Consider the following 26,223-nt stretch of genomic DNA (forward strand, 5'->3'; position numbering starts at 1 on the left):
TCTCTATCGGCCGGTCGACGGCGCCAGCATGTCCTGCCAGCCGTCGTCTCCGGTCTTGTTCGAGTTTTCGACCGCGTACTTGACGCCATCGGGCCCCACCAGTTCGCCGCTCTGCGGGAGGTACACCGCCGGGGGAGGGCCGGCGGGCGTGTACACGCACGGGTTCGGTTGCTGCCCATTGCATTCGACGGTGCCCGATCCCGGCCGTTGCAGCGGATCGCTGGTCGGCGGCGGCGTCCCCGCCACCCGGTCGGAGGGCGCCGGATTGAGGCCGTTGTTGACCGACGGCGCGGGCATCACGAGCCCCGGTTTCACGGGCTGGTCGCAACGCGCGGCCGGCGCAGGACAGGTGACGATCTGGTTGGGGTCGCCGTACCACGGGTTGGTGCCCAACGGCACGTACGGTTTGGAATCGCGGCACTCCCGTGGCGTCGCGGCGCGTTTACCCGGGACGTCGACGCATGGAAGGTTGCGTGCGCCGCGCACGGCGTTCGCGGGGGTGTCCTGCGGGATCTTGCAATAGGTTCCGGACGGCATCGGCGCGAGGCTGGTGTCCGCGGGAGACCGCCACTCGGCCGCCGGGAGGAACCCGGTCAGACACGGCGGGGGCTGGTTGATCGTCAGCGAGGTGCCGAGCGACGCATACCCCGGGAAGGCCGACGTCACGGTTTGGCCCTCCGAGGCGCCCTGCGGGTAGGCGACCAGGAGTTGCTCGACGCCCTTGTGGTAGCGCTTGAGCATGTCCAGCACGATCTCGAGATTCGCCAGGGTCTGCGGCAGCGACTCGCGGACGTCGCCGAACACCTCGTTGACCTGATCGGCGGTCGGGGCCGCCTGGGTCAGGATGCTCTGCACGTGCCGGTCGTTTTCCGCGCTCTGGGCGGCCAGGATGTTCAGATTGTGTGACCACCGCTCGATCGAGTCGCCGGAGTTGACCTGACTGTCGATGACGGGCCCGGAGTTCTGGACGATGTCGTTGATGTCGGAGATGTTGGTCTTGAAGTCGCCGGCGATGGCCTGCGTCGCGTCGACCAGGCGTTGCAGCGCGGGGCCCAATCCGCCTACGGCTTGGGCGGTTTCGTCGAGCAGCGAGGCGATCTTGTCCTTCGGCAGCACGGCCAGCCCGCGGTTGGCCGCGTCCAGCGCGGGCCCGATCTCGGTGGGGATGGTCCCCTTCGTGATCGTCTGGCCGGGCGAGAAGTACTGGCTCGGATTGCCCGTCGACACCAGGTCCAGGTATTGCTCACCGACCGCCGACACCGAATGCACGTTCGCCGACGCGTCAATCGGTATCCGGTAGCGGTCGCCGATGCTCATGGTCACCCGCGCGCCCGTCGCGGTCGGCTCGACGGCGGTGACCGTGCCGATGGTTTCGCCGCGATAGGTGACGTTGGAGGTCTTGTACAGCCCACCCGACGCGGGCAGGTCCGCCCTCAGCGTGTACTGGCCGATTCCCGCCGCGCTGGGAATCTGCAAGTAGTACCAGCCCAGCGCGACCGCCGTGATCGCGGTCAGGATGGTGAACGCGACCAGCTGGCGCTTGATGAAGCGGGTCAGCATTGCCTGTCCGCCCTTTCGACCAGGGGGCCACCCGGAACATCGTTGGGGTTCGGCGTGTACCGGACGTCGGGAATCATCGTTTCGGGGTCGCGGCCCCACGATTGCTCGAGCGCGCGCAGCGCCCCGGAGAATCCGGTCCCGGTGAGGACCGCGTTGTCGACGGCGCTCATGGTCAGGTCGAGCGTCAGCGACAGGTTGAAGTAGTCACCGCGGAACGCCTTGGGCACGGCGTCGATGTCGAACGGCCGCACGAGGATCAGCTTGAGGGCGCGGATGAGGTACGGCGCCGCCCGGCCGAGCTCGCGCAGCGGGCACTGCAGCGACTGCAGGTCCTGGTGGATGTCGCCACGCGCGGCCGACAGGTATTGGTCGGCGACTCCGCTGAGCCGTCCCGTCGCGTCGACGGCGTTGATCAGAAGATTCTGTTTGTCGGCGAAATGCTTGAGCAGTGGCGGGAATTCGGTGAGGACCCGGTCCAACACATCGGAGCGGGGACCCACGTACGCCAGCAGCCGGTTGGTGGAATCGATGGCCCGGGTGATGTCGGCGCGCTGCTCGTCGAGCCGGGCGGTGAAGGTGTCCAGCTTGCCCAGGAAGGCGCGGATCTGGTCGGCCCGCCCGTTGAGGATGTTGTAGACCTCGTTCTGCAGCACTTCGAGGTTCGGGATGCCGCCTCCGTGCAGCACGATGGCGAGGCTGGCCAGCGTCTGCTCGGTGGTGGGATAGGTGGACGCGTTTTTCAGCGGGATGGTGTCACCGTCCCGCAGCGGCTCCGGGGAGGGGTTGGGCGGCGCCGCCAGCTCAACGTGCTGGGAACCCAGCAGGCTGGTCTGGCCGATCTTGGCGGTGGCGTTCCTGGGCAGCTTGACGTTCTTGCCCAGCCGCAGTGTCAGCGTCGCGACCCAGTTCTTGAGTTCGATCGCGCGCACCGTGCCGACGAAGACATCCGCCACCCGCACCCGGCTGTTGTCGTTGAGGGCCAGCGTGTCGGGCATCTGGACATACACGGTGTAGGAGCCGGGCCCGGAGCCCGGACCGCCGGGCATCGGTACGTTGGCGATTCCGTGCCACTTCGCGCACGAGGTAAGCACCGTCGCGGCGGTCAACACAGCAAGCGCCTTCCAGCCCAGGTGGCGGACCCGAATAGCCAAGGTGCGCATCATGATCCGGCTCCCGTAGCGGCGGCCGCCGGTGTCGGCGCGACCGGACCCGGGACCACGCCCGGCCCCGGGGGCGGTGGCGGGATCGGCACCTGCGGCGCACGCAGGCCGATCGGTGGCACGACGGGGTTCTCGTCATAGGCGTTCGGCGGCCCCGGCGGCGTCTGCAAGCCCGGGGGAGGGGGTGGGCCGCCGGGGCCGCCCAGGAGTTCGGCCAGCGATTCGGGGGTCATCAGGCCCCCGGTGACCGGCCCCACCTGGGTGCCTTGCATGCCCGGCGCGGCGACCCAGCCGGGCTGGGTGTTGCGGTGCGAGAACGGAGTGTCGGGCACCCAGATCCCGGGCACCGTGGTGTCTTTGTACCCGTTGGGCGGTTGCAGCCGGGGTTCGGAGTAGGCGACTTCCTTGGGCAGCACCTCGGCGGTGCTGAACAGGTTCAGCCCGAACGGCAGGTAATTGAACTTGATCGCATCGAGGATCGGCGCCAGGTATTGGGCGCACAGTTCGGCGGATTCCTGGTAGCCCAGCCGGCTGCCGGCCTGAATCATGCTGCACATGAACTGCATTGGGTTGGCGAAGTTCGGGATAGCCGGGATGGACATGACGGCGCCGTGGGACGGGTGGTAGATCTGGCTGAGATTCGTCTCCAGCGTCGGCAGGACGTGCAGGGCGGTCTCCAACCCGTTCAGCGGGTCGGGCTGGACCAGCGTGGTGGTCAGGCTGTCGAGGTTGCCGATGTCATGGGCGAGCACCTCGCGGTTCTTGTCCAAGAACGGGCGCAGCGTTGAGAGTAGGCTGTCGAACTGCTGGATAGCGTTGGACAGGTCGCGGTCGGACCCGGTCAACTCGTCGGTGAACTGGGCGAGGTTCTTGTTCAGCGCGACGAATTGCTGGTCGTCTTTGTGCAACGCGTTGACGAACTGCGCCAGGCTGCGCACCACCGCGAAGAAGTCGCCCCGGCCCTCGTTCAGCGCGGTGAGCGACCGCGACAGGCTGTTCAGTGTGGTGTTGATCTGCTTGCCCTTGCCGGACAATCCGTCCGCGAACGACTCGATGGCCTCACCGAACGGGCCCTTGGGTTGCTCGGGCGTCGGGCCGAGTTTGGAGATGATGTTGGCGACGCTTTCGCGCAGTTCGTCCCACTCCGTCGGCATCTGCGTGCGCTCGATCGGGATCACCGCGTTGTTGCCCATCACCGGGCCACCTTTGTAGGGGGGCTCCAGCTGAATGCTCCGCGACGCCACCAGGGTTGGGTTGACGACTACGGCGGACGCGTTGGCGGGCACCTTGTATTTGTTGTCGTAGTGGAACGTCACCTTCATCTTGTCGCCGGCTGGCTCGATCTTGTCGACTGAGCCGACGCGCACGCCCATGATCTGGACCTTGTCCCCGGAATAGAGCGCGTTCGCCGTTGGGAGGTAAGCGATTACGGTGTTGGTGGTCAACTTCTGATAGAGCCGCCAGCCGACGATCCCTGCGACGAGGGCCAGCAGCACCACCACCGCCCCGACGACCGTCCGGCGCTGCGGTTTGCCGATACCGAAGACGCTACTCAATTCTGGTTACCTCCGGTGATACCGCTGCCGCCCGTGCCGCCGGGGTTGATGAACGGCGCCGGCAACTGCTGTCCGGGTCCCGGGGGCGCCGCCGGCCCCGGCGGGAGTCCTGGAGCGAACGCCGACGGTGGCGGGGCGGGGCCTGCGGGTTGCAGGTTCTCGGTGCGCGCGCCCGGCGGGGCTTGGGTGGGCAGTGGCACCGGTACGCCGGGCACGTCGGGAGGCGGGTCGCCGGGCCGCGCGGCGATCGGGATTCCCGGCGTCGGTGGCAGGCCGTTCGGGTTCGGCGGTGACGCCGCGACGTCGATCGGTGCCGGGAAACTGCCGCCGAAGGCGCCGACGTCAACACCCGCGCAGGGCAACGGGTTCCACGGTCGCGGCAGCGCGTCGGCCGGTGGCGTGTACGAGCAGGCCGTTCCCGGCGGCACCGCCGGTCCCGGATGGTCCGGGGTGCCTTCCAGCACCGGGGGCGCGGGCGGCGGCGCGCCGTTGGGGAACCGGGTGCCATTGGGGTCCGGCCACCGGAACTCGGGAAGCCCGGCGCTGCGCCAGAAGTCCTCCGGATCGATGCCGCGCTTCTTGAACGCGGCGTCGACGAACGGTTGCAAGATCCAATACGGCAGCAGGTTGGACAGGACAATCTTGAAGTACGGTCCCGACGCGACCGATTCACCCAGGGAGGCGGCGAATTGGCTGACGTACGTGAGGGTTTGGGCGAGGTCATCCTTACGCGCCACCAGCACGTCGCTGATCGCGCGCAACTGCTCCAGCACGGGGTTCAGATTCGGGTTGTCGTTGATGAATCCCTGCACCTGGGCCGAGAAAGCGGAAACGTTCTGCAGCAGCGCGCCGATGGCGCGGCTGCGCTCGTTGAACGCGACCAGGAGTGTCTTCGCGTTGACCAGCAGCCGGTTGATCTGTTCGCTGCGGTCACCGAGCACGCTGGCGACCTGATGGGCCTGAGCGAGTAGGTGCTTGATCTGGTCGTCGCGTTTGCCGATGGTGTCGGAGAATCTGGTCAAACCCTCGAGCGTGGCACTCAGATGCGGATAGGTCTGATCGATCGTCTGCGACAACACATTCAGCGACTGCTTGACGGTGTCGATGTCCCACCCGGTGGCGGCCTTGGTGACGTCGAAGGCGGCGTCGTAGAGCTGATACGGGGTGGTGCTCTGGCCCAGCGGTAACACGGCCCCCGGCCGCAACGTCTGCGTTCCGCGCGGCTCGATCTCGAGTACCTTCTTGCCGAGGATGGTGTCGGTCTTGATCGCGAGCCGGCTCTCGCTGCCGATGGTGTTGGCGCCGATATTGAACTTGATGCGGACATGGTCGCCGTCGATATCGAACGCCTCCACCTTGCCGACGTTCACGCCGGAGATGCGCACCTTATCGCCCTTGTTGAGTTGACCGGTGTCGGTGAACTGTCCGTAATAGCTCGGGCTGGCGAACATCATCGGGATGCTGGTGAAGCTTTGGCCGACGGCGACGACCAGCACCAGCACGGTGATGCCCATCAGGCCGACCCGGTTGCGGTTGAATTCCGTCAGCGTTCTCATTGCGGCGTGCACCTACCGGTGGGCTGCTGCCAGATCCGGACCGTGCGGACCGGGCCACCGGGCTGCAACCCGTTCCACCTGATGCTGAGGTCGCACAGGTAGAAGTTCACCCAGTCCCCGTAGAGGCCGATGCTGCGTCCGATGAGATTGAGCGCGGTCGGCGTCTTGTGAATCAGGTCGCCGAGTTGATCACGTTGGTCGACGAGCGGCTGCTGCAGAGCCTGCAGGTAGTTGATGGCCTTGTGCAGCAGCGCGCGGTTGTCGGCGAGGAGGTCGGCCACCGTGCCGGCGGCGTTGCTGATGTTCGCGGTCCCGGCCGCCAGCGGGTCGGCGTGGTTTTGCAGGCCGGTGATCAGTCTTTCGAAGTTGTCGACGGTCTGGTCGAACTCCTTGCGATGCCTGACCGTTGTGTCGAGCACGACGTTCAGGTTCTTGATCACCTCACCGATCGCCTGGTCGCGTTCAGCGATGTGCGCGGTCAGCTGCGCGGTCTGATCCAGGATGTCGTTGATGGTGCCGCCCTGACCCTGGAACACCGTGATGATGGCCGACGCGATGGTGTTGACCTTTTCCGGATCGAGCGCCCTGAACAGCGGCTTGAATCCACCGATCAGGGCGTCGAGGTCGAGTGCGGGCGCTGTTCGGGACAGGGGGATGAATCCGCCCGGCGGCAGGATCCGATCGCTGCCGTCACCCTCGCCGCGCTTGAGCTCCAGGTAGCGGTCGGCGAACAGATTGAGATAGCGGATCTGTGCGGTCGTCGTCTGGTAGAGCGGTATGGACCGGTCGACGTTGAAGTCCACCATCACCCGCTGGCCGCCGTCGATCAGCCGCACCGCTTTGACCTTGCCGATCTCGACCCCGGCGGCGCGGACGAACTGGCCGTTCTTGAGCCCGGTGGCGTTCTTGAACTCCGCGGAATAGCTGTTGGTGCTGTTGAAGCGCATCTGGGCGAACACCACGACGATCGACACGGTGATCAGCAGCAGCACCAGTGAGACGATGCCGAGCTTGATGGCGGAGCCGGTGATTTTCATGGGTTGATCGTGTTGTCCCCGACTTGGCGGCCCCAGACGTACTCGATGGCGTACGGTGAGCCGGTTTCCAGATGGTTGTAGGGCGCGAGGCTGGCGCCGGTATCGACCACCAGACTCGGCGCCGGCCACAGGTCATGGGTGATGGCCTGCCAGCAACCGGGCGCACCGCCCGGCCCGCCGCGGGCGTTCACGCGGGGCAGGTTGTCCGGGTACACAAAGGGATTCGGCGCCCCGCCCACCAGCCCGGCCAGGGTCAGGAGCCCCATCGTGGCCGCGGTGCCGGCCAACCCCGGGAGCGTCAACATGCCGCCCAGCCCTGAGGTCAGCTCGGTCATGGTTCTCAGCGCATAGCCGTTGCCGCCGCCGGTGGTGGCATAGGCCGCCGGTTCCTCGTCGTAGTAGTTGCGGATGGTGCAGAAGATCTCGGGGCTGTAGGTGTCGAACAGCTGGGCGGTGGGCACCAGATCGGCGGCGCCGCGCTGCAGGTAGGGCCCGCCGCGCTTGAAGATGTCTTCGCCGGTGTTGCCCAGCCCCGCCGCGGACAACAACGCAGAATCCAGATCGGCCTCCTGCCGGTGCAGGGTGCGCGCCGTAACCACCGCGTTGTTGAGGGAGTCGAGCAGATCCGGCGCGGCTTTGGCGTAGACGTCGCCCAGGGCGCCGAGCTGTTGAATGTCATGCCGGATCTGCGGCATTTGCGGGTTGATGTCGTCGAGGATGGCGTTGGCGTTGACGATCGATTGCCCGAATTTGTCGCCCAACCCGGTCAACGCCTGCGCGGCTGCAGCCAGCGTCAGGTTGAGCTTGACCGGATCCAGCTTCTCCGTTATCGAGGTGAGCGTCTCGAACAGGGTGTTGAACTCCGTTGTCACCGACCTGGCATCGATCACGTGCTGCGACGTGATGCGTTGTGGCGTCGGCTTTTTCGGCGAGGTCAACGACACGTACTTGTTACCGAAAACCGTGGTCGCCTTGATATTGGCGTCCACGTTGGCCGGAATCAGCTCGATCCACTTCGGATTGACGTTCAAGACGAACTTGGCGGCCGGTATGCCGTCACGCTCGATCTCCGAAATGCTGGCCACCCGGCCGATCTCCACGCCGTTGTAGGTGACCTTCGAACCCGGATCCATCACCAAGCCCGCCCGGGGGGCCAACATCGTCAAGCGCGTCGTCGGCGTGAGCTGGCCCCGAAACTGCAACCACACGAACCCCAACACCACCGCGGAGACAATCAGGAACGCCAGCGCCGTCGTCCGGTACGGCGGAATGCGTTGCGGGTTCTCTTTCACCGGGGTCGTCATGGGCGGCTACACGGTGAGGTTGAAGTTGGGGGTCTTGCCGTAGACCGCCATCGCGGTCAGCACGACCACCACGACGATGGTGATCAACGACAACCGCATCGAGCGGCCGACCGCTTCGCCGACGCCGACCGGCCCGCCGGTGGCGGTGTAGCCGTAGTAGCAGTGGGTGGTCATCACGACCACCGCGACCAGGATGACCTCCGCGAACGACCAGCCGACGTCGTTGAGGCGCAGGAACGTGTGGAAGTAGTGGTTGTACGTGCCGATGGACTGCCCGTACAACAACACGGTGGTGACCTGCTGGGACAGGAACGCCATGGTCATCGCCAACCCGTAGAGCGGGACGATGACGATCAGACCCGCCACCACCCGGGTGGACGCCAGAAAGGGGACCGACCGGATGCTCATCACCTCGAGCGCGTCGATTTCCTCGCTGATGCGCATGGCGCCCAATTCGGCCGTGGCACCCGCGCCGACCGTGGCGGCCAGCGCCTGACCGGCGGCCACCGGCGCCACGAACCGCACATTGACCAGGGCGGCCAAGAACCCGGTGAACGCCTCGACACCGATGTTGCCCAGCGTCGCGTAGCCCTGAATGGCGACGAGTGAACCCGCCGACAAGGTGATGAAGCCGACGATGGCGGCGGTGCCACCGACCACCGCCATCGCGCCGGTGCCCATCCCCATCTGGGCAACCATGCGGAGCAGCTCTTTGCGGTAGCGGTGTACGGCGAAGGGGATCTGCCCGACGGCGCTCAGTGCGAACCAGACCATCTGCCCGATCTCGACCAGCGGGCGAGACGGGACGTCCCCGTAACGGATGACGAATGCGCTCGTCCGCGGGAAGCGGACGCGGAGGGCGGCAGCCGTGGACATGTCAGCGCCCCGTCCCGAACCGGACGCCGATGGTGGTCAGCGCCGCGTTGACCGCGAACAGCGCGATGAAGCAGAGCACCACCGTCTCGTTCACGGCGGTCCCGAGGCCCTTGGATCCGCCGCGGACGATCAGCCCGCGGTAGCAGCCGACCAGGCCGGCGATCAGTCCAAACGTCGCGGCTTTGATGAACGCGATCACCACCTCGGGCAGGCCGGTGAGCGCCGTCAACGTGGAGAGGTAGGCGCCGCTCGAGACGTTCTGCAGGTAGACGCTGAACAGGTAGCCGCCCCCGAGGCCGACGGCGACCACGAGGCCGTTGAGCAGCACCGCGACAAGTGTGGAGGCGACGACCCGGGGCACCACCAGGCGGTGGATCGGGTCGATGCCGAGCACCTCGAGCGCGTCTATCTCCTCGCGGATGGTGCGCGCGCCGAGGTCCGCGCAGATGGCGGTGCCGCCCGCGCCGGCGACCACGAGCACCGTCACGATCGGGCCGAGCTGGGTGACCGCGCCGATCGCGGCACCGGCCCCCGACACGTCGGCGGCGCCGATCTCCGCCAGCAGCAGGTTCAGCGTGAAGATGAGCAGCACGGTTTCCGGGATGGACACGGCGATGGTGGGCAGCAGCGATACCCGCATGAGAAACCAGCCGTTCCAGATGAACTCGCGCCATTCGAACGGCTGTCTCAGCGCTTTCCCGGTCAGCACGCACATGCGGAAGAATCCACCGGCCACTTCCGTCCCGGGCCGAATCCGACTGCTCAATTTGCTGGCGGTCAGGTGGGAGGTGGTCATGCGTGCCGTCCCGAACGCGACCGCGCAACGAGGGCTTTCGGTTCCGCCGCTTCGTCAAGCGGGCGATGGGTAGTCGCGGGACGGTCATCGCGTTGGTGATCGTGATCCTGGTTGGCGGGGCGGTCCGCCGCGCGGCCAACCAGTGCAAAGCGCTGCACTACAGAGTGTTTCGAGTGAGGCGGGACGGGGCCGGATTCCTGATTCCTTCGCCGCGGGTCTTGCCGCAAGAGCGGTGGCCCCCATCGGTGGCGTACCGCGCGGGCTGACTCCCGACGCGAGTCGACCCGGTGATCCTCCCGATCGACACTCTGAGATCCCACCCTTCGGCTCCATGCCGCCCTAGTTTGCGCCACGCATCACTATGGCATTAGACCGTACGGTCAGTCAATAACCGCCGGCGGCGGCGAGTATTCGCCGCGCGAGTAATTCGGGGGTGGCCAGCGCCGTGTTGACGTCTTTTTGGTGATTTACAGGGGTTTTGGCGGTAGTCGGTACGCCTGGCGCCACATCGTCGGCCTTTCTTTTGAGAAAAGCCTGCGCACGGAAACCGACCGCGCGTACAGTATTCGGCAGGGCTTTTCGGTGCTTTTCCCGTTCGAACGAGCGTCGGCCAACGCTGACGCGGCGCATCAAGCGGAGCCTCGGTAGGGCCAATTACGGCCCCGCGCAATGGTGTTGGAGGCTAGGCGGCCGGACCCGTGACGGCGGCGAGGCATTCACGCACCACCGAGACGACGTCGGCGGAGGGGCTTGCCCACTTGCCGAGCCCGAGCCGATCGAGCAGTAACCCGCCGAGGAACACGTCGACGAACGCGGCCCCTACCTGTTCCGGGCTGCGGGAATCGGCGGGGCCGAACCACACCCACATCCACTCGAGCGATCCCCACAGCTGCAATGCCGCCAGTTCGATGTCGACGGCTCGGAAGACCCCGCCGTCGATTCCGCTGCGGATCTCCTCAATCGCCAAGCTTTGCAATTGGTTCCGCAGCTTCCGGACTTGCTGCATCGCCGGGTCGTCGGACAACTGGACCACCTCGCGCTGGCTTGCCACCGTCGCCTCACGGGCGACCACCTGGAGCAGCGCGGAGGTGTAAATGATTGCGGCGATGCGTTCCTGCGGTGTACCGAGCCGGGACCATGCCATCTGCACCGCATCGAGTTGTCGGGCGAGGTGGGTTTCCTCGAGCTCCCGCAACATCTGTGCCTTGGTGCCGAAGTGATGAACGATGGTGCCCTTCGACATGCCAAGCTCGTCGGCGATGTCGCCCATATTCGTTCTGTCGTAGCCGCGTTCGGCGACATAGCGGACAAACGCGTCGAAGATCTCGCCACGCCGACCAGGTCGAGGCATCGTGCACCCTTCGGCTCTAACTAACCGTACGAACGGTCCATCATAAGCTTGACGATGTCAAGATCCCCCGAGCCGCGCCACCGGGGCGGCAGACATCGTGCGACGCGTCCGTCAGCCGAAAGCGTGGCGCGTCAGAACCCGCTTGGTTCGGGGCGGCTACACCGCCCTGTGGCCATTCAACCTGTCGGGTGCGGTCACGACATAGGTGTTCGCCTTGGACGCCGGTTTGATTTCACCGGCGGTATACACGGTCATGAGATCTCTGCCATCGCTATCGACGACGCACACATAGGTGTCCGTCTCGGCGTCGTAGTCGAAGCTGTCCCAGGCCAATAGGAACGCCAAGCAGTTGCCGTCGCGATCGGCGACGACGAGCTTGTGCACCCCCGACTTCCGTAGTAGCTCGGCGTCCTGCGCGCGCTGCTGAGGGACCTGGCTGGTGTGGAGCGTGGCGTGTGACATCTGTGTACTCCCTTAGCGAGGATGTCTCCCTGTAGCCTAGGCTCAACTGCTTGGATACTCCGAGCCTTGGCGGAAACGTTTCTCTCCGATCAGGAAGGCGACCAGGGCACTAGGGCCCATCTCAAGGGGCCGTAAGTCGCTTACCCGAGGGGACCGTGTCTCGGGTTTTGGGTCGCACCGCCACCAACACGACCCCGGCGGCGAACAGGGCGGCGGTCGGCCAGGAGAATCGCCCGTTCGGTGCGAAGCCGCCCTGCGCCAACAGATGCAGCCCGGCGGCGGCCAGGACGGTGCCGGTCAGCATGATCGCCTCGGCAAAGCGGTCACCGAGCGGCAGCCCGAACGTGGGCAGCGGAACCGCGAAGACCCGCCGCTGCCACCACAGCAGCATCAGTTCGGCCGCGGTCACCACGCTGAGTATCGTGATCCACTCCAGCCGGACGAGCCACCACGCCACCGAACCCTCGTGCGGTTGCGGGATCAGCCCTGCCGGATAGGCGACGATCGCGACGATGACAACCGGAACCATGTGCCATAGGTAAAGGGCCATCACGTTGGCGTTGGCGGTGGACAACACCCGCTGCACCGAGCGGTGGTGCAGGATCCGGTCCAGTGCCGGCGCCAATGCCATGGCCAGCCCCGCTTGCGTGCACCCGAAGGCCATCATCGCCACCGTCGGCGGCGTCGTGTTCTCGATCGCTTCGCCAGGAACGCCGATCATGCTCACCGGATACGGCCCCACCCGGATCAGCAGCATCAGAGCGACGGCCGAGGCGGCAGCGAGCAGCATCGGCCGGCGGCCGGCCAACAGGCCACCCTGCCAGGCGATCCCGAGCTGGTAGAGCAGGCCCCAGCACAGCAGATAGTTCAGCGTGCCGATATAGGGGACGTGGCCCGCGAGCGAGACGGCGTCGACCAGCACGACTCCCGCGGCCAGTACCAGCGGGACCACGAGGCCCCAACGCCTATGCGCCGCAACGGCAATCGGCGTCAGTGACACGACGAGCACGTACACCGCGAGGAACCACAGGTGCATGGCCACCGCCCAACCCGCGTATTCCATCACGGTGCCGGGCAAATGCCGGGCCCGCAGGACCACCACGATCGCCGAAATCAGTGCGACATAGACCGTGGTCGGTCCGAGCACCCGAGCGAGTCGATGCCGGATCCAGGCCTGGCGCGAGAAGCTCTCGGCGTCGCGGCGGTGAGCCCACGACACGGCCCCGGCATAGCCGGCCACGAAGAAGAACACCGGAACCGCCTGGAAAATCCATGTCAGCCATTGCGTCCATGGCATGTCGAGCAGCGGGTTCTCGCGGCCGAATTGCCCATCGTGGTAAGTCACCGAACCGGCCAGCCAGTGGCCCAGCACGATGAGGACCACGCCCGAGGCGCGGTAGTAGTCGACCGCGAGATTGCGGGCCGGTCGCGCGGTTTCTACGTCGTCCATCGGATCGCGGCGAGATCGATGCGGTGCACTCGCGCAACGGTACCCGCCCCGTCCCGTGAAGTCGCCGGGCGCACAATGACCCCATGAAACAAGCTCGCCTCGCCGACCTGGAAGTCGGCCGCCTGGGCCTGGGCGCGATGGGGATGTCCGTGGCGTACGCAGGCGCAGGCACCGATGATGCCGAGTCGATCCGTACCGTTCAGCGCGCCATCGATCTGGGCGTCACGCTGATCGACACCGCCGAGGTCTACGGCCCGTATGTCAACGAAGAACTGCTCGCCCGCGCGCTGCAGGGCCGGCGGGATCAGGTGGTGTTGGCGACGAAGTTCGGGATGATCTCCCACACGGGGCGCGGCGGGCTGGACAGCAGCCCCGCCAACATTCGCATCGCGGTGGACGGTTCGCTGCAGAGGCTCGGAACCGATCGCATCGATCTCTACTATCAGCACCGCCTCGACCGGGAGACCCCGATCGAAGACACCGTCGGGGCGTTGGCGGAGTTGGTCGCCGCCGGGAAGATTAGGTACATCGGCCTTTCGGAGGTCGGCGTGATGACCATTCGGCGCGCGCACGCGGTTCATCCGGTCACCGCCGTGCAATCCGAATATTCGTTGTGGACACGCGACCAGGAAGACGAGATCTTGCCGCTGCTGCGCGAACTGGGGATCGGGTTCGTCGCCTACTCGCCGTTGGGGCGCGGCTTCCTCACCGGCGCCATTCGCTCCACCGAGGGGTTGCCGGACAGCGACTACCGCAAGACCAATCCGCGTTTCTTCGACGAGAACTTTCAGCACAACTTGAACAGCGCGGACGAATTGCGCAGCATCAGCGCCGATGTCGGGGCCACTCCCGCTCAGGTGGCCCTCGCCTGGCTGTTGGCGAAAGGCCGCGACATCGTGCCGATTCCGGGGACGAAGCGCGTGGCGCGCCTCGAAGAGAACGTCGGTGCGGACGCCGTCGAACTGACCGCCGACCAGCTGTCCCGGCTCGACCGGCTGACCCCGGCCATCGGGGGCCATCACGCCGAGGCGCAGATGAAGTGGATCGACCGTTAGTGGGCGTCGCCAAGAAACTGGTGATCGGGGCGAGCGGCTTCCTGGGCTCGCATGTCACCCGGCAGCTCGTCGCCGCCGGCGCCGACGTGCGAGTGATGTTGCGGCGCACCAGCTCTACCAAGGGAATCGACGATCTCGATGTCGAGCGCTGCTACGGGGATGTCTTCGACGACCGGGCGCTGGCCGCGGCCATGGCCGGGTGTGACGTCGTCTACTACTGCGTCGTCGACGCCCGGATGTGGCTGCGGGACCCGGCGCAGCTGTTCCGCACCAACGTCGAGGGGCTGCGACACGTCCTCGACGCGGCGCTGGGCGCCGACCTCAAGAGGTTCGTCTACACCAGCACCACAGGCACTTTGGCGATCAGTAACGGTAAGCCAGTCACCGAGGACGATCCGCACAACTGGGATCAGGGCGGCCCGTATATCGAGGCGCGGGTGGCCGGGGAAGACCTGCTGCTGTCGTACGCGCGGGACAAGGGATTGCCCGCCGTGGCGATGTGCGTATCCACCACCTATGGGCCCGGCGACTGGGCGCCGACCCCACACGGCTCCTTGCTTGCCCTCGTCGCGACCGGAAGGTTTCCGTTCTATTTCGGCTACTCGGCCGAGGTGGTGGGCATCGAAGACGCCGCAAGGGCAATGCTTCTCGCAGCGGAGCGCGGACGCAACGGCGAGCGCTACATCGTCTCCGACCGCTACATGAGCGTCCGGGAGCTGCATGAGATCGCGGCCACGGCCGTCGGCAGGCGCCCGCCGCGCATCGGTATCCCGATGTCCGTGCTGCGCGCCGGTGCGCGGGTCAACGACGCGGCGGCGGCGCTGCTGGGCCGGGACCTGCCGTTCGCCTACGTCGGAATCCGCATGGCCGAATTGATGTCCCCGCTCGACCACGGCAAGGCCGAACGCGAGCTCGGGTGGACGCCCGGACCCGTCGAGGACTCGATTCGCAAGGCCGCCGTCTTCTTCGCGTCCCTGAAGTGATACGCGGTGGCGACCCGTCCCCGCAAGCGGGGAGATACCCGCAGCGCCCGGCCGGGTAGCTAGTCGACGCCGGCCAGCGCGGCGGTCCCGTATTTCTTTTCGATCAGCGACCACGGGTCGGCGTATGGTCCACGCCCCTCGAGCCGGCGCTGCACCATCAGGACGGTGCGCAGTACCGGGCGCAATACGGGGCTCAGCAGTCGCACGACGGTCCGCAGGCGCCCCTGTGTTTGGGCGATCCACGCCAGGGTGTCGGACCAGTCGTGCTCCTGAAAGTTCAGCAGCGCCTGCGCTTCGGTGGTGTCGTACCAGCCGGTGAAGCTCCAGCCGCGGTCGTCGGTGGGGTCGCCGGGCAGGCTGGCGGACGGGCCCAGGCCACCCAGGCCGACGGCGTCCATGAGTCCGTCCTCGAGGTCGCGCTGGGTGAGCACGTAGGTCTCGTTGCCGCCGATCAGGATCACCTTGCCCGCGATCGCCGACTCACGGTCGACGCCGTTGGCGAAAGCGAGCGCCACATCGCGCGCGTCCACGGCGTGCATGCGGTTGTCGCCGGGCATCGACCGCATCAGCAGCAGCGAGTCGCTGTTGACCGTGGTGTGGGTATCCGGCGAGATGACCCCGCCCAGGCGGAACAGCGCGTACGGCAGGCCACTGTCGCGGATCGCCGCCTCGGCGAGGACCTTGTCCTGACCGTATTGGTCGATGGGGTTCACGGGGGTATCAGGGGTGATCCGCTCCGGCTGGCGGTAGGGGTTGCGCGATCCGTAGACCGCGGCGCTGGACGCCATCAGGAACAGCGGCGGCCGGGGGAGCGCGGCGCAGGCCGCCAAGAGATTCTCGGTGCCACCGACGTTTACCTTGCGGGCCAACGCGGGCTTGCGATACGACAGCGGGGACACGACCGCGGCGAGGTGGACGACCGCGTCGGGCCGATGAGTCGCGGCGAGCCCGCGCACCGCCTCGGCGTCCAGCAGATCGGTGTAGGCCGCAATGAGCGTGCCGGGGTACCCGCCGGCGGCCAGCTCGCGTTCGACGGCGACGGTGTTGTCGTTGCGCAGATCCATTGCGATGACGGTGCGTCCCCGCTCGAGCAGGATCTGAGTGCAACGCTTGCCGACTTGTCCGAACGCGCCGGTGACCAAAACGGTAGAGGCAGTCATGGCTTTGTCATTGTCCCATCAGTCGATTGGCGGCTCTGCCGATCGCGCGTCGGATTCGCTCGGAGACGTAGATCGAGAATACTGGGGTGACGATATCCTCTCGCACGCGAGTTAGCTTGGAGCTCTTGATAAACCACTGACCGTCGACGTTCTCATAGGTCTCGTGGTAGTGGCCGTACCCCACCAAGGTCACGCCTGCTCCGAATCGGACGACGTCTTGCACCGCCCACACCCCGCGGGCGGTGGTCGCCGAAGTGAGCGTGATTTCGGGGGCGTGCACCTGGTGCGCCGTGGCCTGGGCCGGCCGCCCGAGGGCCTTGCGGGTGAACGACACGAACTCGTCCGCGCCCTCGATGACCTTGCCGCCCGCCTCGGCGGTGTCGCTGACGAAGTCATCGGTGAAGACGGTTCGCCACGCCGCCCAGTCCTTGTTGTCGAGGTATCGGCAATAGCGAGCCTTGAGCTGCTTGATCGATTCGATGTCCAGCAGTGTGGCCGCGTCGGCGATCGCGTCGTGCGCGCGCTGTGTCATAGCGGCTCTATTCCTTCGGTGTGCGCCCCTGCGTGACGTTTCACTGGCGAAGTGTAAACCTGTCAGCCCTTGAAGTAGACGACCTGATGCGTGGTCGCCAGCAGCGTGCCCTCCCGCGTCCATACCTGCGCGCTCTGGTCGAAGTAGCCCCGGGAGAAGCGGTTGGCGTGGGCGGTGCACAGGACGAAGTCGTCTCCCAAATGGTCGAGTTGGTGCTGGTCGGCGTGGAAATATGTCGTCAACGAGATGGTCCCCGACGGGATGACGTTGCCGCGGCGCAGGAACACGCGCGGATAGAAGACGTCGCTCAGGGCCGCCAGCGCCGGGTAGTCGACGGGGCGGTGGGCGCCGTCACGCACCCACAGTGTGGTCGTCGAGGATTCGCTCGGTTGCCCGTCCTCCCTGGGAATTTGTCCCTCGACATACCGCATGTCGTAAAGGCTGGTCCATCGAACGATGCCGGGATCGGTGGGCGGAACCTGCTCCGGGTCCGGTGCGCTCGGCGGGCGGCTTTCCGTGTCGCCCCAGCTGTCGCGGCGCAGAGCGAACAACGCGGTCACCGTTGTCTTGACGTCTCCATCCTGGCCGAGTTCGGCGATCCAGTGCTGGTTGCTGCGGTTGGTGCGCGCGGCCCGCAGTGAGATGTCGAAGTCGCCGTCGGCGATGGGGGCGGCGTAGTTGACCGTCAAAGCCAACGGTTCGCCGATGCGCTCGGGGTGCGATTCGATCGCGTGCAGCATCGTCGCGGCGGTGATGCCACCGAAGGGCCCCACCATATTGGCCCATTCCGGATGGGTCCGGCCGCGCCTGGTGTCGGCGTCGATGGTTTGCAGCCGGATGGCGTCGTCGAAGGGGTGCGTCATGAGTCGTCCGCAGACTACCGGCGGGGGACGCGACGCGGCGCCGAGGGCGGGGTCTCGACTGCCTCGGCTCCGCTGCTGTACAGTCGCCCAGCACAAGGTCGACGCTCGAATGAGAGGCCATCCGGTGACTTCCGAGTCGGTCGCAGAATTCCGGAGCCGGGCCAGGGCCTGGCTGGCCGGAAACCTCCCTCGGCTTGATTCCGAAGACGCAATGGCCCTGCAGCGCGACGAGCTGGCTTCGTGGCGCCGCGCGCGTGAATTGCAGAGGAAGCTGTACGACGGCGGATTCGCCGGCATCTGCTTCCCGCGCGAGTGCGGCGGCCTCGGGTTGGGCTACGAATACAAGAAGGCGTTCGACGCCGAGGCCCTGGCCTACGAGACGCCGCTCATGCTCAACGTCCCGTCCTTCGCCATCTGCTGCGCGACGATCCTCGACATGGGCAGCGAGGAACAGAAGCGCACCCACATAGCCGCCGCGCTTCGCGGCGACGAAGTGCTGGTGCAGTTGCTGTCGGAACCCAGCGGGGGATCGGATCTTGCGGGCGTCCTCACCCGTGCCGACCGCAGGGACGGACGATGGATCATCAACGGCGCCAAGACATGGAGCACGTGGGCATTCGCCGCGGACTATGGGCTGTGCCTGGCCCGGACGGACTGGAACGCGCCCAAACACGAAGGGCTGACGATGTTCCTGGTGCCGCTTCGGCATCCCGGCGTCATCATCAACCGCATCAAGCAGGTCAACGGCTCGGTCGAATTCTGCGAGGAGTTCTTCGACGACGTCGACGTCGGTGACGACGCCGTCGTCGGTGAGCCGGGTAAGGGATGGGACGTCGCGTCGCGCCAGCTCTACCACGAACGTCGCAGCATGGGCGACGGGTCGGAGTACACCAGCGGGCCGGGAATCGCCGAGGCCGAGGATGTCTCCGTCGACCTGCTGTCGGTGGTCGAGAAGGCGAAACAAGCCGGCAACGAACGTGTCCGGGAAATGGTCGGGCGAGCTTTGGTGCACAGGGCGGTGCATGGACAACTCAGCGAGCACGTCTTCCACGCCGTGGCCGGCGGTTCGCTGCCGCCCGCCGCGGGATCGATCATCCGGCTCTACATGGCCGAGGTGCACGACGTCGAAGTCGACACCGCGCTGGCCGTCGCCGGACCGGCGGCCGTTATCGACGACGGGACGGGTTTGCTCGACATCGGCACGCGCTACCTGGGCCGCCAGATTGCCAGCATCGGTGGCGGGACCACGGAGATGGCACGCAACGTGATCGGGGAGCGGGTCCTGAATTTCCCGCGCGAGTACGCCGCCGACCGTGGCGTGCCGTTCAACCAGGTGCGGCACGGAAAAGCTTGAAGGAGGCCGGAATTGAGCGACCAGCTTCGTGACATCCGGGAGTTGGCGGGAGACTCCGAGGCATACCGGGACGAGCTGTATCGGCGCTGGACGGGTCTGCTCAGCTACCGCTACATCGGCCGCAAACACTCCTCGATGGACATCGGTGAGGTCGACGACACCGTCACCATTCGCCGTGACATGCGCAACGAGGCCGGTGGAATCATGGTGGCGCCGTTGGCCATCTCGTCCCCCGAAGGATGCCAGACGGACATGGTCGCGGTGCCCAATCCGGTCATCGCGTCGGTGCAGATCATCGACCCGGGCTACGACGTCAGGCGGGTCGAGATCGTGGGTTCGGGCATCGTGCACCAGGGCCGCACCATGGGTTACGGGCGGTGCAAGATCGTCGACGCCGACAATCCGGATCGGGTGATCGCCTTTAACGAGGGGCAGGGAGCGATCATCGGCATTCCGCCGGAAGGCCTGGGCCGGATGGACGTTTCGGGTACGGAATTGGAGATCGAGGACTCGCCGGACCTGCCGCCGCTGTGGCAGGCCTTCGGGGCCAGCAGGCGGGACGATGGCCATTGGGTGCTGCCCGAGCTCAGCACCGAACTCGCTTCGCCGGACGCCGCGCTGCACATCGGCCCGCAGCACGTCGTCCTAGAAACCGCGGCGATCGACCTCGCCGCCGGCGTCGCGGGGACCCGAAAGCTCCAGGTGGTCAGCTGGCACGTCATGTTCATGTCGCGCGGCAAGGTGGGTCCCTTCCGGGTCGAGGGGGTCGCCCACCGCGGCGCCCCCGGCCGCGTCGGCGTGCGCATGCTGCTGCACGACGAGGGGAACGCGGACAAGGCCGTCACCTCCGCTGCGGCGGTCTTCGACGTCCTGGATTCTTGACCGGCCGGTGGGGGACGCCTCGCCTGCCCGGTGCCGCCCATAAACGAACTCGAATATCGGCGTGGCCATCAGGGTCGTGACCACGGCAACCAGAACGAGGATGCTGAAGAGCGTCGGGGTGATGATGCCGGCCTGGAGCCCGATGTTGAGCAGAATGAGTTCGATCAATCCGCGGGCGTTCATCAAGGAACCCAGCGCAACGGCCTCACGAAAAGGGACTTTCCTGAGCCACGCGACCACCGCGCACGAAACGCCCTTGCCAAAGATCGACAGCAGGAGCATTCCCACCGTCACCGCCCACAGTTTCGGGCTGTTCACCAGGCCGATCTGGGTATTCAGCCCCGAGTAGACGAAGAACAGCGGCAGCAACAACGTGGTCACCAACGGCTCGAGCCTGGCGGTGAGTTGGTGGGCGAAGAAGCCGGACGGCATTGCCGCGCCCAGGACGAATGCGCCGAATATCGCGTAGATGCCGATCGCGTCGGTGAACCATGCGCACGTCATGAGCAACACGAGGACGGTGCTGAACGTGGATGTGCTGACCGCGTTGCGGCGCTCGGATCTCGCGCCGAGGGCGGCCAGCGCTTTCCGCCCGACGGTCAGGAGCAGCGCCGTGTAAAGAATGCCACCGGCTATCGCCGTGGCGGCTGTGGTGGGATTGCCTCGATGGATGGCGAGCACGACGGCGAGGATGCACCAGGAGAGCGCATCGTCGATCGCGCCGCAGATCAGGGCGAGCGTACCTAGAGGCGTTCCGGAAAGCCGTTGTTCGAAAATGATTCGGGCCAGCATTGGAAACGCGGTGGTTGCGATCGACGCGCCCAGGAACATCATCGCCAAGGCGAGCGAGACGCCTTTTCCGAACAGCACGCCACTGTTCAGCAGGGGCAGGGCGACAAGCGCACCCAGGGCAAGCGGCGCGAGGATGCCCGCGGCCGACACCGCCGCCGCGGTGCCGGCGCGGTGTTTGACGAGGTTGGCGTCGAAGCTGAGGCCGACGAGGAACATGTACAAGACCAGGCCGATCTGCGCCGCGGTGTAGAGCACCGTGTTCGCCTGCCCGGGCGGAAAGAGATCGTGCTGCACGCCGGGCGCGAGCCGGCCCAGCAGCGAGGGGCCCAAAAGTACGCCGGCAATCATCTCGCCCACGACTTGGGGTTGCCCCAAGCGTTGCGCAACCAGCCCGACGAACCGGCATGTTCCGAGGATGACGGCAAGTTCGAGGAAGAAATGTACGGCGGTTGCTGCCGGCATGATGACGTCCTGAGTGTCTGTGGTCGGCTTGATCAGGGCGCCAAGCGCGACGAACGGTTGAGATCGGCTTTGCCGCAGCGCATCTGGCCGCAATGCCGCCAGCGTCCCGCCACCTCGACGCCGTGGGCTTGCAGGCTTGCGAGAGTCCTCATTTCGTGTAACGTACTTAACTATTAAGTAACTTAATCTCCCTGGCTTTGCAAGAGGTGGACGTGTGGACGTGCGCGCGCAGCTGTCGCAGTTGAGCCCCGAGGCGCGCGAGACGCTGGCGCGAAGGATCAAGGGCCTGTTGGATGCCGACAAGGTCGGCTCCGATCACGACGTCACCATCGTCGGAGGTGGTGCGGCGGGGCTGACCCTGGCGCTGGAGATCCAAACCGCCAGGCCCCAGACCCGCATCGCCGTCATCTCGCCCACCTCCCACCCAGTGCCTGAGATCACCCACACAGTCGGCGAATCGACGGTCGAGGTTTCCGCCCACTACCTCCGTGAACGCATTGGGTTGGCCGAGCACTTGCAGACGTCGCAGATCCGCAAGATGGGCCTGCGAATGTTCTTCTCCCACGGCGGCAACACCGATATCGCCGAGCGGTTGGAACTCGGCAGTTCCTCCTACATCCCCCAGGTGACGTACCAGATCGACCGCGGCAGGCTGGAGAACGAGCTTTACCGACGTTGCCACTCGGCGGGCATCGACGTCCGCCGCGGCCGCGCGGTCTCGGTCGAGTGCGGTTCCGGCGGACACCCGCACACCGTTTCCATCCAGAGCGGTGACACGATCACCCGAACGACGGCGCGTTGGGTGGTGGATTCATCCGGACGAAATCGTGCGCTGGCCCGCCAACTGGGTCTACGGCGCGCCAACGAACACAACTGCAATGCGGTGTGGTTGCGTGTCGCCGCCGAAATAGACGTCGGCCGGTGGAGCGAGGATCCGGCCTGGCAGGCCCGCATCGTCGAGGGTGATCGCGCGCTGTCCACGAATCACTTGATGGGGGAGGGCTACTGGGTCTGGCTGATCCGGCTCGCGTCCGGATCCACCAGCGTCGGCATCGTCGCCGACCCGGCGTTCCACCCGTTCGACCGCTTCAACACCCTCAGCAAAGCTCGGTCGTGGCTCACCGAGCACGAGCCGCAATGCGCGGCGGTGCTGGCAGAACACGAACACCTGATCAAGGACTTCAGGGTGATGAAAAACTACAGTCACGGCGCCACGAAGGTTTACGACGGCCGCGACCGTTGGTGTCTCACCGGAGATTCGGGGATCTTCCTCGATCCGTTGTACTCGTCGGGCCTGGACCTCGTCGCCATCGGCAACGGCCTCATCACCGACATGATTGTCCGCGAACTCGACGGTGAAGACGTCGTCGCGCGGTCGGGAATCAGCGACTCGCTGTTTCGATCCCTCACCGACATGTGGCTCGCCGTGTACTGCGATCAATACGCGCTGATGGGTTCGCCGGCCGTGATGTCCGCCAAGGTGATTTGGGACATCGCCTTCTACTGGGGCTTTGTCGGCTTGCTCTACCGGAACGGGCGGTTCGTCACTGTCGCCGACGATCCACAGGTGGTTCCTCACCTGGAGGGGTTGATCAAGCTCAGCAACCGCACGCAAAGGTTCTTCCGGGAATGGGCCGCGGTCGAGACGGCACGACCGTCGGCCGGGTTCGTCGATTTGTACTCACCGTTGAACTTCATGGTCAGCCTGCACACCGCGATGATCGGCGAAAGCCCGGACATCGCCGCGCAGTTTCGCGCGAACGCCCGCCTCTTGCACCAGCTGGCCGGCCAGCTCGTGGAGACCGTGATCTCGGAGAAGTGCGACCGGTTCTCCGAAGACGGTGTCATGCAGCAGGTGCAGGCGTGGCAACGCGACTCGCTTCTGCGGGAACTGCGAGCCATCTACCGCCACGAGCAGGAAATCAACCCGATCAGCCGGGCGTGGATCCTCGGCGACGCACCCGTACTCGAACCACGTTGACCCGAACACGATTCGCGCACGACCCGGTTCTCACGGTCGAGGCCAGTGAACTCGCCGGCGGCCGGCCAGCGCCTCGGTCGGGCCGGGGCGCGGAGTATCCCGCACAGCGGACGCGGGATGCGCACGCATCGCACTCCTCGAAGGCGATCCGGCGCGGACCGGTGCACGGTCGTAGGGCGAAAGGATGAACATGCGCGCCGCAGCCGGGACTCGTGAACCCTTGGCGATCGTCGGAATCGGTTGTCAGTTCCCAGGCGGTGCGCGGACCCCGGAAAGCTACTGGCACTTACTCTGCAGCGGAACCGACGCCACCGACACCGTCCCCGAATCCCGGTGGAACGCCGCAAAGTACTACGACCCGAACCCCGCCAAGGTCGGCAAGATGGTCACCCGGCGAGGCGGGTTCCTCAGCGAAATCGACCAGTTCGACCCGCAATTCTTCGGAATCTCTCCCCGCGAGGCGCACCTGATCGATCCGCAGCAACGCCTCCTGCTGCAGACGACGTGGGAGGCGCTGGAAGACGGCGGAATATCCGCGGACAGCCTCGCGGGAACCGAGGTAGGCGTCTTCGTCGGCGGTTTCACCCTCGACTACCAACTTCTGCAGAATCGGGGCCGCTCCAGCCGGTACCGATTCAAGGCCCATTCCGCCACCGGAATGATGATGACGATGCTGGCCAACCGGATCTCGTTCGCCTTCGATTTCCGGGGTCCCAGCATGACGATCGACACGGCGTGCTCGAGCTCACTTGTCGCCGTACACCTTGCGGCGCTGAGCATTTGGAACGGCGAATGCGACGTCGCGCTGGCCGGTGGGGTCAATGTCATGATCGGGCCGAACACCGCCATCGCCGAATCGAAGAGCGGATTCCTCAGTCCCGACGGGCGCTGCAAGGCGTTCGACCGTTCCGCCGACGGCTACGCGCGGGGAGAAGGCGGCGCCGTCGTCGTCATCAAGCCGCTCGAGCGCGCGGTGGCCGACGGTGACGAAATCTACGCTCAGATTCTCGGCTCCGCCGTGTCGCAGGACGGCCGCACCGACGGCATCACGGTGCCCCGCGCCGCGGCCCAGGAGGCGGCCATCATTACGGCGCTGCGCAGGGCGGGTATCCGTCCCGACGAGGTCGGCTATGTGGAGGCGCACGGCACCGGCACCCCGGTCGGCGATCCAGTCGAGGCCGGGGCCCTCGGCAGTGTGTTGGCTGCGAACCGGTCACCGGCCGATCCACTGCTGATCGGCTCGGTCAAGACCAATATCGGCCACCTGGAAGCCGGCGCGGGGGTCGCCGGATTGATCAAGGCGGCGCTGGTGCTCAAACATGGGTACATCCCGGCGAACCTGCACCTCAATGATCCGATACCGCTTGCGAATTCGGGTATCGAAATTCCGGCCACCGGTCGTCCGTTTCCGGGCAACGGGCGACGCGTCGCAGGGGTCAACTCCTTTGGCTTCGGCGGCACCAACGCTCACGTCGTGCTCGCCGAGCCGCCGTTTCCCGGTCCAGCCGGCCTAAAGCGGTCGCCGCAGCTGCCGCTGGCCGTGCTGCCGGTTTCGGCGCGTTCGCAAGAGGCGTTAGCCGCGACGGCCCGTCGGCTGGCGGAACACCTCGACGCCCACCCGGAAATCTCACTGCACGACCTCGGCTACACGCTGAGCCGGCGCCGCACGCACCTGACGCATCGCCGCGCGATCGTCGCGGACGGTGTGGCCGACGCGCTGAGTCAGCTTCGAGCCCTGGCGGAAGGGCAGAGCCCGGTCGACCGGACGCCGCCGGCCAAGCCGAAGGTGGCGTTCGTCTGCACCGGGATGGGGCCCCAATGGTGGAAGATGTGCCGGGGGCTGCTTGACGCCTATCCCGCCTTCGCCGACAGCATCGCGCGAAGCGATCGCGAGCTATCCCGTTATGCCGATTGGTCTTTGACCGACGAACTCCGCGCCGACGAAACGGGCTCTCGGATGTCGGAGACGGATGTGGCCCAGCCCGCCAACTTCGCCATCCAGATAGCGCTGGCCGAGCAACTGAAAGAATTCGGCATCATTCCCGACGCCGTGGTGGGGCACAGCGCCGGCGAGGTGGCCGCCCACTACCTGGCCGGCGTCCTCACCTTCGAACAGGCGATCCGCGTCATCTACCACCGAAGTCGTCTGCAACAGCGCACCAGAGGTCTGGGCCGCATGCTCGCTGTCGGCCTCGGCGCCGAATCGCTGATGCAGGCGCTGGAAATCCCAGCGGTCGACGCCATCGGGCCGGGTGTATCCATCGCCGCGGTCAACAGTCCGTCTGCGGTCACCATCGCAGGCGATGGTGACGCCTTGGGCCGCATCGCCCGCCGACTCGACGAGCTCAGGATCTTCAATCGCTTCCTCAACGTGCAGGTGCCGTATCACACGCACTACATGGACGCGGTGAAAGAAGACCTCTTCGGCGCTCTGCAGGGCGTGTCTTCGGGCCCGGCAACCATCCCGCTGTATTCCACGGTGACTGGCGAACGCCTGGAGGGCTACGCCACCGGCGACGCGTACTGGTGGCAGAACACGCGCGCCACAGTACTTTTCGAACCCGCGGTGAGCCGAATGCTCGACGACGGATACACCCATTTCGTGGAGCTCGGGCCACATCCCGTCCTCGCGACGTCGATCGTCGAGATCGCCTCCGCCCAGAAGGCCGAGGTGGTGGTCTTGCCGACGCAGCGGCGCGACGCCGACGATGGCCGCACGCTGATGAATTGCCTTGGCGCGCTGCACTGCGAAGGGCACCTTGTGAGGTGGGAGGCTCTCTACCCCCGGCACGGGGCGCGGCCGCTGAAGCTTCCGCTGTACCCATGGCAGTCCAAACGGTATTGGAACGAAACGCAGGAAGCCGCGGAGGACCTGCACTACAACCCGGTGCATCCCCGAGGAAGGGCAACATCGCGGTGCTCAACTCCGCTTCCCAGGTGGGGTGCACCGCGCCGCTCACCGGTTGCCCGAGCAGGGGATGCACCGGGTTGTAGTGCAGGTCCTCCGCGGCTTCCTGCGTTTCGTTCCAATACCGTTTGGACTGCCATGGG

Annotated in this window: 21 protein-coding genes and 1 pseudogene; 6 read left to right on the plus strand and 16 right to left on the minus strand. The window is 66.3% G+C overall.

Features of this window, described 5'->3' with window-relative positions:
* Positions 1-3 precede the first annotated feature (3 nt).
* The 12 genes from A5701_RS04090 to A5701_RS04145 form a co-directional block, all read right to left on the minus strand.
* The gene (locus A5701_RS04090) at positions 4-1,560 is read right to left on the minus strand and encodes an MCE family protein (protein WP_067748890.1); all 1,557 of its coding nucleotides are present in this window, start codon (positions 1,558-1,560) and stop codon (positions 4-6) included.
* Positions 1,554-2,723 (minus strand): virulence factor Mce family protein, encoded by a 1,170-nt coding sequence (locus A5701_RS04095; protein ID WP_156669902.1) that lies wholly within the window; start codon positions 2,721-2,723, stop codon positions 1,554-1,556. Before A5701_RS04095 ends, A5701_RS04090 begins: the two co-directional genes overlap by 7 nt.
* Complete coding sequence (locus A5701_RS04100) at positions 2,720-4,276, minus strand: virulence factor Mce family protein (protein WP_067748894.1); 1,557 nt, start codon at positions 4,274-4,276, stop codon at positions 2,720-2,722. The genes A5701_RS04095 and A5701_RS04100 overlap by 4 nt, the downstream gene beginning before the upstream one ends.
* Positions 4,273-5,832, minus strand: coding sequence for a virulence factor Mce family protein (locus A5701_RS04105; RefSeq protein ID WP_067748897.1), 1,560 nt, complete (start codon positions 5,830-5,832; stop codon positions 4,273-4,275). Before A5701_RS04105 ends, A5701_RS04100 begins: the two co-directional genes overlap by 4 nt.
* Positions 5,829-6,869 carry a virulence factor Mce family protein gene (locus tag A5701_RS04110; protein WP_067748900.1) on the minus strand — a complete coding sequence of 347 codons (1,041 nt, stop codon included), beginning with the start codon at positions 6,867-6,869 and terminating at the stop codon, positions 5,829-5,831. The genes A5701_RS04105 and A5701_RS04110 overlap by 4 nt, the downstream gene beginning before the upstream one ends.
* The gene (locus A5701_RS04115) at positions 6,866-8,173 is read right to left on the minus strand and encodes an MCE family protein (protein ID WP_067748903.1); all 1,308 of its coding nucleotides are present in this window, start codon (positions 8,171-8,173) and stop codon (positions 6,866-6,868) included. The genes A5701_RS04110 and A5701_RS04115 overlap by 4 nt, the downstream gene beginning before the upstream one ends.
* A 6-nt stretch (positions 8,174-8,179) precedes the next feature.
* Positions 8,180-9,049, minus strand: coding sequence for an ABC transporter permease (locus tag A5701_RS04120; RefSeq protein WP_067278674.1), 870 nt, complete (start codon positions 9,047-9,049; stop codon positions 8,180-8,182).
* Between the two features lies 1 nt (position 9,050).
* A complete protein-coding gene (locus A5701_RS04125; RefSeq protein ID WP_369804363.1) occupies positions 9,051-9,764 on the minus strand; it encodes an MlaE family ABC transporter permease in 714 nt (237 codons plus the stop codon).
* Positions 9,765-10,229: 465 nt separating this feature from the next.
* On the minus strand, positions 10,230-10,475 hold the full coding sequence (locus A5701_RS27910) for a hypothetical protein (RefSeq protein WP_156669903.1): 246 nt from the start codon (positions 10,473-10,475) through the stop codon (positions 10,230-10,232).
* A gap of 52 nt (positions 10,476-10,527) precedes the next feature.
* Positions 10,528-11,196, minus strand: a complete 669-nt coding sequence (locus A5701_RS04135; RefSeq protein WP_067748912.1) for a TetR/AcrR family transcriptional regulator — start codon at positions 11,194-11,196, stop codon at positions 10,528-10,530.
* A gap of 156 nt (positions 11,197-11,352) precedes the next feature.
* The gene (locus A5701_RS04140) at positions 11,353-11,658 is read right to left on the minus strand and encodes a hypothetical protein (RefSeq protein WP_067748915.1); all 306 of its coding nucleotides are present in this window, start codon (positions 11,656-11,658) and stop codon (positions 11,353-11,355) included.
* 121 nt (positions 11,659-11,779) lie between these two features.
* The gene (locus A5701_RS04145; RefSeq protein ID WP_067748917.1) at positions 11,780-13,108 is read right to left on the minus strand and encodes an acyltransferase; all 1,329 of its coding nucleotides are present in this window, start codon (positions 13,106-13,108) and stop codon (positions 11,780-11,782) included.
* A gap of 83 nt (positions 13,109-13,191) precedes the next feature.
* Here A5701_RS04145 and A5701_RS04150 point away from each other — a divergent pair, with 83 nt between their 5' ends.
* Both A5701_RS04150 and A5701_RS04155 read left to right on the plus strand, forming a co-directional pair.
* Positions 13,192-14,163, plus strand: a complete 972-nt coding sequence (locus tag A5701_RS04150) for an aldo/keto reductase (RefSeq protein WP_067748920.1) — start codon at positions 13,192-13,194, stop codon at positions 14,161-14,163.
* A complete protein-coding gene (locus A5701_RS04155; RefSeq protein WP_231968960.1) occupies positions 14,148-15,146 on the plus strand; it encodes an NAD-dependent epimerase/dehydratase family protein in 999 nt (332 codons plus the stop codon). The genes A5701_RS04150 and A5701_RS04155 overlap by 16 nt, the downstream gene beginning before the upstream one ends.
* Positions 15,147-15,205: 59 nt before the next feature.
* On the opposite strand, the gene A5701_RS04160 is transcribed toward A5701_RS04155, so the two are convergent.
* The 3 genes from A5701_RS04160 to A5701_RS04170 form a co-directional block, all read right to left on the minus strand.
* On the minus strand, positions 15,206-16,306 hold the full coding sequence (locus A5701_RS04160; RefSeq protein ID WP_067748926.1) for an NAD(P)-dependent oxidoreductase: 1,101 nt from the start codon (positions 16,304-16,306) through the stop codon (positions 15,206-15,208).
* A gap of 7 nt (positions 16,307-16,313) precedes the next feature.
* Positions 16,314-16,838: a nuclear transport factor 2 family protein gene (locus A5701_RS04165; RefSeq protein ID WP_067748928.1), complete on the minus strand. Its 525-nt coding sequence runs from the start codon at positions 16,836-16,838 to the stop codon at positions 16,314-16,316.
* Between the two features lie 62 nt (positions 16,839-16,900).
* On the minus strand, positions 16,901-17,701 hold the full coding sequence (locus A5701_RS04170) for an acyl-CoA thioesterase II (protein ID WP_067748931.1): 801 nt from the start codon (positions 17,699-17,701) through the stop codon (positions 16,901-16,903).
* Between the two features lie 124 nt (positions 17,702-17,825).
* Between A5701_RS04170 and A5701_RS04175 the strand changes: the two genes are divergently transcribed.
* Positions 17,826-19,055 carry an acyl-CoA dehydrogenase family protein gene (locus A5701_RS04175; protein WP_067748934.1) on the plus strand — a complete coding sequence of 410 codons (1,230 nt, stop codon included), beginning with the start codon at positions 17,826-17,828 and terminating at the stop codon, positions 19,053-19,055.
* 12 nt (positions 19,056-19,067) lie between these two features.
* Positions 19,068-19,937: a hypothetical protein gene (locus tag A5701_RS27915; RefSeq protein WP_067781972.1), complete on the plus strand. Its 870-nt coding sequence runs from the start codon at positions 19,068-19,070 to the stop codon at positions 19,935-19,937.
* A 63-nt stretch (positions 19,938-20,000) separates the two neighbouring features.
* On the opposite strand, the pseudogene A5701_RS04185 reads toward A5701_RS27915, so the two are convergent.
* Positions 20,001-21,191 (minus strand): annotated as a pseudogene (locus A5701_RS04185) (cation:proton antiporter); the annotation flags it as partial.
* 214 nt (positions 21,192-21,405) lie between these two features.
* Between A5701_RS04185 and A5701_RS04190 the strand changes: the two are divergent.
* Both A5701_RS04190 and A5701_RS04195 read left to right on the plus strand, forming a co-directional pair.
* The gene (locus tag A5701_RS04190) at positions 21,406-23,172 is read left to right on the plus strand and encodes an NAD(P)/FAD-dependent oxidoreductase (protein WP_156669904.1); all 1,767 of its coding nucleotides are present in this window, start codon (positions 21,406-21,408) and stop codon (positions 23,170-23,172) included.
* Between the two features lie 190 nt (positions 23,173-23,362).
* The coding region (locus A5701_RS04195) for a type I polyketide synthase (protein WP_156669905.1) at positions 23,363-26,223 on the plus strand (2,861 nt) is incomplete at its 3' end.

The organism is Mycobacterium sp. E3305, assembly GCF_001666785.1.
Classification (GTDB): Bacteria; Actinomycetota; Actinomycetes; order Mycobacteriales; family Mycobacteriaceae; genus Mycobacterium.